The organism is Paenibacillus sp. CB74 (genome assembly GCF_055687625.1).
The window spans coordinates 3444544-3456704 of record NZ_CM146009.1; the positions used below are offsets into that span (position 1 = coordinate 3444544).

The 12161-nt window shown below is 47.6% G+C and carries 10 protein-coding genes; 1 reads left to right on the forward strand and 9 read right to left on the reverse strand.

What is annotated here, in order from left to right:
• Positions 1–6: 6 nt before the first annotated feature.
• The 4 genes from ACX9NY_RS15200 to ACX9NY_RS15215 all read right to left on the reverse strand — a co-directional run bounded on the left by ACX9NY_RS15200 (position 7) and on the right by ACX9NY_RS15215 (position 6293).
• Positions 7–870, reverse strand: a complete 864-nt coding sequence (locus ACX9NY_RS15200) for a carbohydrate ABC transporter permease (protein WP_017689719.1) — start codon at positions 868–870, stop codon at positions 7–9.
• Positions 871–873: 3 nt separating this feature from the next.
• Positions 874–1785, reverse strand: a complete 912-nt coding sequence (locus tag ACX9NY_RS15205) for a carbohydrate ABC transporter permease (protein ID WP_091032984.1) — start codon at positions 1783–1785, stop codon at positions 874–876.
• Positions 1786–1860: 75 nt separating this feature from the next.
• Positions 1861–4785, reverse strand: a complete 2925-nt coding sequence (locus ACX9NY_RS15210; protein ID WP_472473521.1) for an extracellular solute-binding protein — start codon at positions 4783–4785, stop codon at positions 1861–1863.
• Between the two features lie 125 nt (positions 4786–4910).
• Complete coding sequence (locus ACX9NY_RS15215; RefSeq protein WP_472473523.1) at positions 4911–6293, reverse strand: ABC transporter substrate-binding protein; 1383 nt, start codon at positions 6291–6293, stop codon at positions 4911–4913.
• Positions 6294–6820: 527 nt separating this feature from the next.
• On the opposite strand from ACX9NY_RS15215, the gene ACX9NY_RS15220 reads away from it, so the two are divergent.
• Positions 6821–7858, forward strand: coding sequence for a LacI family DNA-binding transcriptional regulator (locus tag ACX9NY_RS15220; RefSeq protein WP_445252651.1), 1038 nt, complete (start codon positions 6821–6823; stop codon positions 7856–7858).
• Positions 7859–8008: 150 nt separating this feature from the next.
• Here the strand turns inward: ACX9NY_RS15220 and ACX9NY_RS15225 are convergent, their stop codons facing one another.
• From ACX9NY_RS15225 to ACX9NY_RS15245, 5 genes are all read right to left on the reverse strand, one after another.
• Positions 8009–9187, reverse strand: coding sequence for a DUF4272 domain-containing protein (locus tag ACX9NY_RS15225; protein WP_472473525.1), 1179 nt, complete (start codon positions 9185–9187; stop codon positions 8009–8011).
• Positions 9188–9237: 50 nt separating this feature from the next.
• Positions 9238–10458 (reverse strand): RtcB family protein, encoded by a 1221-nt coding sequence (locus tag ACX9NY_RS15230; protein WP_472473527.1) that lies wholly within the window; start codon positions 10456–10458, stop codon positions 9238–9240.
• 178 nt (positions 10459–10636) lie between these two features.
• On the reverse strand, positions 10637–11059 hold the full coding sequence (locus ACX9NY_RS15235; RefSeq protein ID WP_342572358.1) for a hypothetical protein: 423 nt from the start codon (positions 11057–11059) through the stop codon (positions 10637–10639).
• Between the two features lie 108 nt (positions 11060–11167).
• The gene (locus tag ACX9NY_RS15240; protein ID WP_342572357.1) at positions 11168–11602 is read right to left on the reverse strand and encodes a GNAT family N-acetyltransferase; all 435 of its coding nucleotides are present in this window, start codon (positions 11600–11602) and stop codon (positions 11168–11170) included.
• A gap of 40 nt (positions 11603–11642) precedes the next feature.
• Complete coding sequence (locus ACX9NY_RS15245; protein ID WP_472473529.1) at positions 11643–12068, reverse strand: GNAT family N-acetyltransferase; 426 nt, start codon at positions 12066–12068, stop codon at positions 11643–11645.
• Between the last annotated feature and the right edge of the window lie 93 nt (positions 12069–12161).

Consider the following 12161-nt stretch of genomic DNA (forward strand, 5'->3'; position numbering starts at 1 on the left):
TCCCCCTTAATCCTTCATGCCCGAGCTCGCCATCGTCTCAATGATTCGGCTCTGAGAGAAAATAAATAGCGTGATCGGCACACTCATCAAAATCAGTGCTACCGCAGCACCTGCTCCTGCCCGGGATATTCCGCCCTGAATAATCTGACCTGCTGCATAATGCAGGGTCTTGAGCTGCTCGCTGTAGATGTACCCATTGCCATCACTGCCCCATAACATCTGGAACAGCAGAATGATCAATGTAAGCCAGGCTGGCTTCACATTGGGCATGACAATGGACCAGAAGATCCGGTATTCACTGGCACCATCAATCTTGGCCGCTTCCAGTAGCGCATCCGGGATCTGCTCCATGAACTGTTTCATCAGATACAACCCGAGTGAATAGGCAAATGCCGGGATGATAACAGCCCAGTACGTGTCAATCCATCCGAGCCATGACATGATCATATAGTTCGGAATGGCCGTCACCGCAGGTGTGAACATCAGTGATAGTACGACCACTTGGAACATGAATACTTTGCCTGGAAACTTGTGCTTCGCAAGCGGGTAGGCGGCTGCGGAAGCCAGAAGCACATGACCTACAATTCCGATACCTGTAATAAATACCGTGTTGAATATATAGCGTGAAAACGGCACCCACGAGTCACTCAGCAGATTCAGCAGATCTGTAAAGTTGCTGAATGTGGGATTTTTGACAAACAGCGTTGGCGGAAAGGTGAAAATCTCATCCAATGGTTTGAATGCATTGTTGATCGCATAGATCAACGGCAGCACCATGAAGGCACCAAATACGAGCAGAAGGGCAAACAGGGAGAGACTTCCTGATAGCGAGCGATTCACCCGCTTTTTGCCTGTTGCAATTGCAGCCATAGGTTATTCTCCCACCCTTCGAAGCAGTTTCTGTACCAGCAAGTTGGTGCCCACCATGATCATGAACAGCACGGTCGCAATCGCCGATGCGTATCCCATCTCAAACCGCGTTGTACCAAAGTCGATCAAGTGGGTGACCACCGTCTCTGCCGCATAGTTCACGCTTGGGAACCCGGCCAGTGCAATCGACACATCAGCCACGGCAAACGAAGTTGTGAGCTGAATGACCGCGCCGAACATGAGCTGTGGACGCATCGAAGGCAAGGTAATGTACCACAGCTCCTGCCAGCGATTTTTTATCCCATCCACCGCGCCCGCTTCATATAACGTCCGGTCCACCGTCTGCAAACCGGCGATAAATGCCAGAAATCCGGTGCCGAGACTCAGCCACAACTGCACGAGAATGAGGATGGGCATAATATAGGCTTCCGTCTTCAGCCACTGGATCGGTTCCAGCAGAAAACCCCATTTGATCAACAGCCCATTGGCAATACCATAACGATCTCCCGAGAAAATCATGAGCCAGATAAAATACACATTGCCCGAAATGGAGGGCGCGTAGAAGATCAACGTCATGAACGCTCTCCATTTCGGTGTTAACTCATTAATGATCCACGCGAAGACAAAACAGGCAATATAACTGATCGGCCCGGTAATAATGGCGAACAACAACGTATTCTTAATCGCAATCAGGAATACATCATCCTCCAGAAACAGGCGGGTATAGTTCTGCCAGCCAATGAAACGCGGGAATTCCAGCATATTAAAGTAGGTGAAGCTGAGTATGATCGAGATGACAACCGGAATCACGGTAAACATGACGAACAGCAGCATATAAGGTGCAAGCAGAACATAGGAATGTTTGCTGGCCTTCATTTCCTGGAGCTTCCAGCTCCACCACGATTTCATGCCCATCCTTGACGCTTTCTCAGGAGGACTGTTTTGTCCGTCTCGGAGTGATATTTGTGGCACGATTAACCCTCCCTCTGCTTACGGAAGACCAAATTCATTACGCTTCACTCGAATCTCGTCCTGAATATATTGGGTATAATCCATGATGGATTCCCTGGCTTCCACTTGGCCAACAACGGTTTTGTAAAATGCATTGAACAGATGGCGGCCTGTAAAATAACCACCAGGTACTTCGGGAATACCCTTCACTGTTTCAAATTGCGCCTTCAGATTGGCGTAATCCTCGGCAGGCCACGGCAGGGAATCCAGTGCCTTGATGTTGGCCGTTGGATAACGAGCCGCTGCGCCCATCAGACCTTCCATCTCCCGTCCGAATTCCGCCTGAATCGGTGCACTGGTCCACCATTTCATGAACGCCCACGCCGCATCCTGATCCTTGGCACCCTCCAGCATCATGACTGCACTGCCTCCACCCGGTACGTCCCGATTCAAGGTTCCATCCGCCTGAACGGTTCCCGGGACAGGAACGAATCCCCATAATCCCCGAATCTCTGGTGCAAATACGGACAGCTGGTTGTACATGGTGTAATCCGTTAGCCCAATAGGCATCTGTCCTGTCCGGAAACGGTTGGCAAAATCATATTCCCGTTCCAGCTTGTAATCGGTATAGAACTCTGTCCACCGCTTAAAGGTCTCAATCCCGATCCGGGAATCCAGATCCGACTCCTTGTCATCGTTCCGATAGAAGGCGCCTCCGTTCTGAAGCAGCATTGTGGCATACTGCGAGTTCGGTGGAATATTGACACCCTGCATATTGGCCTGGGTTACAACCGGCATGCCAAATTCCATATGGTTTTTGCTCAGAATCGCGAGCAGAGCCTCAACATCCTCCCAGTTCTGAGGTACTTCAAGTCCCAGTTCTTCGAGCACATCCTTACGGTAAAACAGCATGTTAAAGGTCTGCGTCTCCGGCAAGGCATATACGCCTGAGTCATAGGCATACGGTACGATTGCACTTTCCCTGAACTCCTGCTCTACGGTGCCATAGTCACTGAATTGCGTCAGATCTACAGCCGAATTCCGCATGGCAAAATTCACGGGCAGATCATTGCCGATCTGCATGGCAATATCGGGTCCTTCGCCCGACAAGGTCGCTGGCAGCAAGGTTCCCATGTTGACCAGCTTCAAGTTCACGTTAATGCCACTATCTGGTGTAAATGTCTTGTCAATCATCGCCTTCATCGTATTCGCCTGGTCCCGCCCGCTGCCAATCCAGACGGTTACGGTGCGCTGATCTTCCGTTGTAGCTACATTGCCGATCTGGTTATAATCAATGAAGAACGAATGATAGAATATCTTCGCTTCATGACCGAGCTTGGCAATTGGCCCCATGCCTGTACCGGGAATATCTTGGTCGATGGAAGTGACGTACAGGGCGTCGATCTCAAGGGGCTGCTCTCGTGCCTGCTGCACCCATGTGCCGAGACCCCCTGTGTTGGTTTTGTATGCTCCAAGCCTTCTTGGTATGGTATTTGGCTTGTCAATCATCTCGTCCAGTTGCTGCGCCATCGTCTTGATCAGTGCTTCCTGATCGCTGGACTGTCCTGATAGAAGACGAAGCTGTGCGGCCACGTCTTTGAGTCGTTTACTCTCCCCACTGAACACTTCCAGCAGGTTCGGGATCTGCTGTTCCACCCGATAATCCCGGAATTCATCGGGCTTGGTACCTGTAATCATCAGAATGCGCCGGTACATGGAGTTCAAGTTGTACAGACTGTCCTCCACATTTCGGATGAGGGGCGCAAAATCACCCAGGCTGTTCTCCAGCCGCAGCACATGTTTTCCTTTTTCTAATTGAAACTTGTATGCTTCCTTGCCACCCATGACGTCAATGCGATAGTCACTTTGATAACGAAAAGGCGCTTGGGCCATCTCTGCGAACGGAACTTCACCGTCAATGGTCAGTTTGCGAGTAGAATAGATGCCTTTGACAAAATTCTGCTGTGCGGTAAAACCGATATGATACAGTCCGCTCTCCGGCACATCCACTTCCCATTCAATCCATTGTCCTGGCAGACGCCAGTTAAAGCCACCAATCGTATTGATGCGTACCTGGGAAGCACTGTAAGGAGATACTGCAGAACTTGACCTTTCGCTCGTCGGGTATAACGTAGGTGAAGATTTGGCAATAGCGGCTTCTCCTTCAATGCGAATAAGGACATCCTTCGGCTGCCCGGAGGAATCCGACTGTTGTGCCCCCGCAGTCTCTGTGTAAGGAACGGCTGTCTTCTCATTGAAAAGGCGTATGGACCGAATCACCATGGGTTCACGCGAAGATTTTAGCGTTAGGGTGTGTTCCCCTTTTTCCAAATAAAACTTGAATGGAGCCTGCTCGTACCCGTCGGAGTCCTGAAACGTTTCTTCCATCCAGCGTGGTTGTTCTACTTGTCTCGGACGAAGGTCATTGCCTTGATTGTCCTGCTCCACAACATCTTTCTCATTGACCCATACCCGATCAAACTGCAAATAGGCGGCTTCCGCAAAAGGAAGTTCACCGTCAATGTACAATGCACGTTCAATAGCTGAGCTCTTGCCTTCAACGGGATAATAGATTGCGGACAGGTTATACAGCCCGGTCTCCGGCACGTTAATGGTCCAATCGACTTGTCCGGTCTCTCCGGTATGGAGAGATACACCATCCATTCCCTCATAATTAGTGAGTTTGCGGACGTCTTCACCTTCGACTCTTATGTAATCTCCCGCTTCAATGGTGATGTCCACACTCGGCTGTGAAGCCTGGTCTGTTCCAGAGCGATACTGTTCGTACCCCTTCTTCTGCCGGGTTTGCTGCAAGATCGCATCCACTTCAATGGCAGGCAGACTGCCAAGTGGAACATCTGCACCCTCATCAGCGCCGGAAGTTACATATAGAATGATGCAAGCTGCCGCCACGATGATCACTGTGGAGAATATCCATGTCTTACGTTGTAGAATTCCAGCCATCCTGCGAGTCCTCCTCATCAAGGCTGATGCCAGCAAAGCCGATTTGGTGGTTCAGGAAAAAAGGGCTCCGTGCAACATTGCCGACACGAGCCCCTGCCTGAATCGTTTGCTGGTGATAAGTGTTGTTATTGTTTACCGAGTTTATCAATGGCAGCTTGTGCCTGTGCTTTGTATTTCTCAGCTGTTGCTGTGACGGAAGCATTGTCCTTGATGATATCGTTCACAAAATCCCCGAAAGGGTATCCCGTGTAGGCATCATCCAGCAAGATACGGCCTGTTCCAGCGATGTGCTCGCGAATGATGGCAATATCCTTCTCGTCGGTATAACGACTTTCCAGATAGTCCTGACCTGGATACTCTTCGATCTGCGGGATGTCGAAGGTCTCTTCATAGATTTGGTAGACGATCTTTGGATCCTCCACATCTTTTGGAATGAATTTTGCCGATGCCGCGTTGTTTGCATACGTTACCTCTTTGCTGCCCTGTGGCCCATTCGGAATGGGTACAACACCGACAGCAAAGGTGAGATCGCCCAACTGCCATTCAGCAGCAGTGAACAGAGCAACGTCTCCATCCTTAAAAGTGTTGCTCTCCTCCCAGTTGGTTTTGTCACCGGTTTTGACCTTCACGACGTTTTCCACGTTATACAGGCGTTTAACGAATTCGGTTGCTTCAATCGTTTTCGGATCAGATAATCCTTCCTTGCTATTGGCATCATCCACGATGGTTCCACCATTTGCAGCGGTAAAATGGCGAACGACATCAAGGGCCCAGCCAGAAAATCCATATACATCTGTTTTGCCGTCATTATTGGTATCTTTGGTTGCCTGCTTGGCGAGTTCCATGAATTTGTCCCAATCCCATTCGCCCTGGTTATACAATTCTTGTGGATCAGGTAATGACAGTTTCTTGAACAAGTCTCGGTTATAGTGAAGTCCCAGACCAATGCTGGTTGGTGATTCGAAGGCATATTCATTGCCTGCAATAGCAGGAAACTTTGTAATCAGGTTTGCTTCCTGGTTAATGTTGTTCTCAGGTGTAGTGAATTCGGAGAGGGGCAACAGTTGCCCTTTGAGGATGGCGGGTAGTGCGGATTTGTATTCCATCTGAACGATGTCGGCGAATGGTTCGCCGGCCAGTGCAGACGTGGTAAATTTGTTCATGTATTCTTCGAAAGGTACGTTGACGAACTCCAGTTTTACGTTGTATTTCTTCTCGACCTCTGCAATTTTATCGAGTCTGGCCTTATCGGAGGCGGTCTCTCCCGCCGGTTTCAGATCCCACCAGGCAGCAACCTTGATGACACGTCCACCCAGATCAGGCACATTTGCCACAGCTTCTTCCACTACGTCCTCTTTCTCTGTTTCAGCGACTTCGGTGCTGTTACCTGAGTTCGTTGTTCCCTCTGTTTCGCTTCCCGTCTGTGCTGTCCCCCCACCACTGCAAGCGGATACAAAAAGCATCACGGCCAATAACATCAGAGGTACAACATTCCATCTTCTAATCATGTTTTTAACAACCTCCCCGAATGTGTATACCAATCATGGTTCACCCTAAATCGCTAACCCCACTCAGAAACCAATCAAAAATAAACAATCACCACCATTTGTTATTTTATCGTTTGTTTTTGACAAACAAAATTTAACACAGCAAAATGTAAGCGTCAACATTTTTATTGTTAACATTTTCTATTTATTCTGATAAAATGCTGATAATATGGTTAAAAACCTGTTTTCATGCTTACTAAAATCCTTATTCCTAAGTACACCTTATTAAAACCATAAATATAACTTTTATTATTTTGTTATTTTAAAATAATAACAAAATAATAATTTTATAGACAAAATTCGTCATTCTATCTGAAAATGTGCTTATCTTCACGTGGATTGCGTATCCTGAAATGCTGTGCTTCTCTAACATTTTGAATTCTCTGTCCGTTATTAGATTAAGAGAAATACATCATGCTATACTAGAATCAGTTGGATATCGCTCCAAACAAGGAATACGGCAGAATTACGAGTGTAAGGATGGTATGATGAAAACGAAGGTAACAATTCAGGAGATTGCACATTTTACAGGTTTGTCGAAATTCGCGGTGTCACGAGCTTTGTCTGGAAAATCGGGAGTCAGCGATCAGACGAGGGATGTCATTCTCAAGGCCGCTGGCAAACTTGGGTATTTCAAAGATAACAGCCTCTTGTCTGGTGAACTGTCTCACAACAGTGAATCACATGACTCGAAAAACACACGTTCAAGCGGTACCATCTTGATTTTGTTTCCCAATGTTCGATACCAAAATCAGGACTCCGTATACTGGGGACCCGTCTTTAACGGGATTTCTTCCAAGCTGAACCAAAAAGGCATTAATATTCTAACCTTGACGGAACCATCAGCAGACCAGCTATTCACCCTACTCAACCCGGATGCCATTCGTGGAATCATTACCGTTGGCTCGATCTCGACCCCGATTCTGCTTGAAATCAAGCGGCTCAGTATTCCGGTTGTAATGGTCGATCATCTGGACCCTGTTTTTCACAGTGATAGCATATTCACCGATAACTTTGCATCCATGCGGGAGATCATGCTCTATTTGCTCCGCAAGGGCTTCAAAACTTTCCAGTTCGTTGGAAACATCGGAGATGCTCAAAGCTTCTATGAACGCTGGATTGCATACACTTCTGTACTTATGGGCCATGGGATGGAAATAAGTCAGATTCCCGAGCTGAGCAATCAGGCATTGGATGAGTTTCGCCAGACGTTCACTTCGGTAATCCATGAGGATAATCTGCCTGAAGTGTTTGTATGTGCGAATGATTTTTATGGGCTATATACCATAGAAGCCCTTGAAAGTATGGGGATTCGTGTACCCGATCAGTGCGTTGTCACGGGATTTGATAATCTATACGACCATATCCCATTACTGGCTACAGTCAATGTGAATAAGGAATTGCTCGGTGCGCGTGCGGTGGATCAGATGTTATGGCGCATAGCGAATCCAGAAAGCAACGTCGAGAAAAAGTTGATTCTTGCTGACGTCATCATCCGTGAACAGTTCGGCAGGCATAGCGGATAAAAGCAGAATATATGGTGGTAAATATGTGTGAATACACATATTGAAGCATGCATGGAATAAAGTTTGTGTCCACACAGAACCACACGCCAAACACCCCTTTAACCGTATTTGAGCGGCTATCGGGGTATTTGCATTGTTGTATGTTGTGTTCTACGTATCTGTACGCACATCATCCCACTCCTGATCCAGATAACAGATCAGCCAGTTCAAAGCACGGTGACGTTCATAAGCCACTCCACTATTCAAGCCGGCGGGAGGTGTTTTGTCATTGACACGACTATCCACACACACCCAGTTATAACGGTAGATCAGATCTGCTTCATCCAGAATCTCGCTCTTGCTACGCAGAGATGCACCGGAGAGAAAGTCGGCAAAGCTGTCCTTCTGTTGCAAATAACCGACATCCTTCCCTACGTTACACAACTCCGTTGGTGCACCCAATTTCTCCACATAACCAAGCGCCCACAACATGACGTGGTACGCCTCATATCCCCAAGAGAAGGCGATGATCTCCTGCTGCTCCGCTCCGTGTTGGTCGATAAACTTCTTCTCTATGGGTGAAAAAAAGGAGTCCGCCTCATACTTGTCGATCACTTCCTGAACCAGAGCTGCGGTATCGTCCGCGCTTTCGCCTGCTCCCAGACACTCTCCCTTCAGCGCGGCAAGACACAAGGCAACCGCACGGCGCGCGACTTCCTCTTTACTCCGAATGGTGATGTGCTCTTCTCCGGCCCTTGCAGGCAAGTTCGCATTATAAGGAATGCCTTGTTCCGTCAACCGTTGCTCTGAACGGGCTTTACGTTGAATTGCAGACTCTGTCTGGGTTCCAGCATCGTCCAGGAAACTGGTGTGCGCTGTCACCGTGTAATCCTCCACCTCAGATTCTCCATTCACGTCCAGCAATAACTGGCCATGTGCATTCAGCAGAGATCCTCCTCCCCAGAAAATGACGGCATCCAGAGCATCCGCCAAGCGCAGCAATTCGCCGAAGAATTCTTCCGAGATATCCTCTTCTGTCTCAATACCAATCACCATGTTCAGTGTGGAACATTTAATCAATACCTTTTCCTGGAGCGAAGCATTGCGCCCCTCAATCTGACTCAAAAATCCAAGCATCCCCTGAATCATGGTCGTAAATTCCTCAGGATGTGTCTGGCTGGTCATGATATTAAAACCTTTGTTTTTTTTACTCAGCCATTTTTTCTGAGTCACTTGAATATGGGTCTTGTCTTCCCTGCGTTTAATCGTACCCTCAGGATAAATGGATTGAATCACTTCAAACAGCTGATCCAGGTCAAACTGAGAGCTGTATATTGCACAATTTCTCATGAAGTTCACCCTCTCCGTTTTCGTGTAAATGTTCAGTTGAACATATATGACTAATCCTTATACGGATCGAATTCATTACCTCCGGCCATGGCGACACCGACGGGACGTAGCACATGGTTGATTTTCAGCGTATTCGCATGTGCGTTCAGTACGTCTTGCAGTTTCTTATACACAAACGGACTTTCGTCCGTGCCCGCTCCCCGCAGTTCCACACCATAGGCGCGAATCGCCTCATGCATCTGTGCTTCGCTAATCTCACCGCCCATGCGTGTGCACAGCTTGTAATTCATTTTGCCAGCCGCCTGGGTTCGGCTCATCGTGCGCCCTGCCCCATGTACGGTGCTGCGGAATGACTCGGTATTCTCTTCGCTGTGGATCCCCTCCACAATCACCGAGATATCACCCATACTACCTCCGACAAAACCGAGCTGCCCAGGTGCCAGTGGCGTTGCACCTTTGCGAACCACGACGACCTCTTCACCCATATGCTGTTCTTTCCAGGCAAAGTTGTGATGGTTATGTACGGTGTATTCAGCATTTGCCCCGAGAATTCCAAGCACCTGTTCAATGACATAATCACGTCCTGCATAAGCGTATCTGCCCGCCAGAGTCATTCCATCCCAATACATATCACCCATTTCGCTGTTCAGGTTAAACAATGTAGGTGGCTGATCCATGGATTCACCCGGCGCTTTGCCACTGAACTGACGCCCTGCGGCAAGGTTAAGGAACCCACTCGCCACTTTGTGACCGAACCCGCGGCTGCCAAAGTGATTCGCGATCCACACCTTTCCCGTGGCCTCTTCTACAAAAATATCCACGAAATGATTGCCACTGCCTACGGTTCCAAGTTGGTTGCGTGCGAGCGTCTTCAGCTTATGCTGTAATCCTGGTTCAATGGTATCAAACAGCTTCCAGCTCGCGTCGTCGAACAGTTCATGATCCACGGGTGTTGGATTATTACGACCCACGCCGAAAGATATATTCGAATTGATGTCATCCATAATCGTCACAATCTGATCCCGAATATCATCCCACATCAGGTTGGTGCGCACAGCCTTGTTACCACAGGCAATATCATATCCGACACCTGACGGACTGATCATATTCCGATAAGCGACAACACCACCGATGGGTTGCGAGTAACCTTTGTGGTGGTCGGCCATCAGAGCCACACCCAAGACATCTCCATATTGCGAGCAAGTCACCGCCTGACTTACGGCGTTCTCCAGCGGCTCCCCCCAGACTTTAATGTTATCTACGATACGCATGATTGTGTTAACCTCCTATGTATTATTTTGAATATTTCATCTTAAATTTTGATCTGATACTTTCATTAGTTTAACAAAGATCAGCGTAGCTCGAAACGTTATCATCCTTCAGATCACCAATTATTTACACATAAAAAAAGAGAGCTCGGCTCCCTTTTATCACACGTTTGGTACCTATTCACTTCTTGCTAATCTTAAATTTGAACGCCCAAGTCGCTGTGTTACCAGAATACCGACCTCTGTTCTCGGTCACCACCACAGAAAGCGTCTTGTTGGTTGACTTGGAGAACGAAGATAGTTTGACGTTGGTACTTTTACTCCCGTAATCGGGAATTTTGTCCTGTTCTTCAGCGACGGCCTCCAGTTTCAACGTACCTGTAGACTTCAGATTTAAGGTGACCGATGAACCCTCTTCCAGATCTTTGCCATTCACACTTGCTCCGATGGCCCATTCATTACCGACAGAGTTGTTCTCGACAAGCTCTGCGCTCACCAACGTCACGGTGACCTTAACCGTTTTGGCGGCAGCATAGGAGGTTGGGGAACATACGGCGAATACCAGGCTCAGAATCATGAAAACATTAGCCCATTTTTTGAGCACGAGAGTGCCTCCCTCTTATTCGTTTCATTTGTTAAGACTATGCCTTATTCGCCATGTTCCTTAAGTAATCCTTCCACTTGTGTAAAATATTATCACCCGCTTGGATATTTAAAGATGCTTCCGGTAACCCTGAACCTTCTCATCCTTGAAACCCAGCTTCTCATAAAATATATGCGCTTCCTTGCGCTGATCGCCAGACACCAGAATCATGTAACCACAGCCCAGATCTTTGGCAATCCGCTCAATCTGGAGCATCAATCTCTGCCCAATGCCCTGCCTACGCACTTGATCCGATACAATCACATTCTCTACCACCATGAACGGTTTGCATGGACCCACCAGATCCATACACTCAATCCCCATAACGGACCCAACCAGTTTACCATTGTGAAATGCACCAAGCACATGATAATGGGGATTCTGTTGTATGTAATGGAACATCTTTTTCATCTGCTGCTCATTGGTAGGCGTTCCCATCAACTCATTGTATAGCTGGCTTAGTGATGGTAAGTCTTCAAGTCCGATTTCTTTAATGGTAACCATTGTCATCCTCCTGATTTTATCCTATTTCGCGTATGTTTTCTTACGTGAGGTCCTTCTTAAAATAATAATGACTATGTCCAGTCGGTGCATTCTCGATCGTTGTGATCAATTGGTATCCGTGCTTCTTGTAAAATTCTGGTGCTTGATAGGAAAAGGTATTTAACATGACAAAATCACAAGATTTCTCTCGTGCAATTCGCTCGACTTCAAGCAACAACTGTGAACCATATCCCCGATGCCGCTGTTCAGAATCGACCCAGAGAATATCAACCTCCAGCCAGTTCCAGCAAAGTGTACTAATCACACCTGCAACAATCTCGCCAGTCTCATTTTTGATATTGAAATTCAACTCCTCGTAACGATGCCTTAATTCCTCGCCCACATGTGCAGCATTAAATGCAATAAGTTGCTGGCGAACATAATCTGAATCCTCTGAAGTACTTGGATTGATATTTCCTTTAGACATCCTCTTCTCCCCTATCATCATTACTCACAGCCTCATTCATTTCTTGCATATTTTAACATAAAGTTATCTCACACAAAATAAAAACAACGAACC

Excerpts from the sequence above, each read along its gene's own strand:
- ACX9NY_RS15200 (WP_017689719.1), bottom strand. The coding sequence starts at position 870 with ATGGCTGCAATTGCAACAGGCAAAAAGCGGGTGAATCGCTCGCTATCA.
- ACX9NY_RS15205 (WP_091032984.1), bottom strand. The coding sequence starts at position 1,785 with ATGGGCATGAAATCGTGGTGGAGCTGGAAGCTCCAGGAAATGAAGGCC.
- ACX9NY_RS15210 (WP_472473521.1), bottom strand. The coding sequence starts at position 4,785 with ATGGCTGGAATTCTACAACGTAAGACATGGATATTCTCCACAGTGATC.
- ACX9NY_RS15215 (WP_472473523.1), bottom strand. The coding sequence starts at position 6,293 with ATGATTAGAAGATGGAATGTTGTACCTCTGATGTTATTGGCCGTGATG.
- ACX9NY_RS15220 (WP_445252651.1), top strand. The coding sequence starts at position 6,821 with ATGAAAACGAAGGTAACAATTCAGGAGATTGCACATTTTACAGGTTTG.
- ACX9NY_RS15225 (WP_472473525.1), bottom strand. The coding sequence starts at position 9,187 with ATGAGAAATTGTGCAATATACAGCTCTCAGTTTGACCTGGATCAGCTG.
- ACX9NY_RS15230 (WP_472473527.1), bottom strand. The coding sequence starts at position 10,458 with ATGCGTATCGTAGATAACATTAAAGTCTGGGGGGAGCCGCTGGAGAAC.
- ACX9NY_RS15240 (WP_342572357.1), bottom strand. The coding sequence starts at position 11,602 with ATGGTTACCATTAAAGAAATCGGACTTGAAGACTTACCATCACTAAGC.
- ACX9NY_RS15245 (WP_472473529.1), bottom strand. The coding sequence starts at position 12,068 with ATGTCTAAAGGAAATATCAATCCAAGTACTTCAGAGGATTCAGATTAT.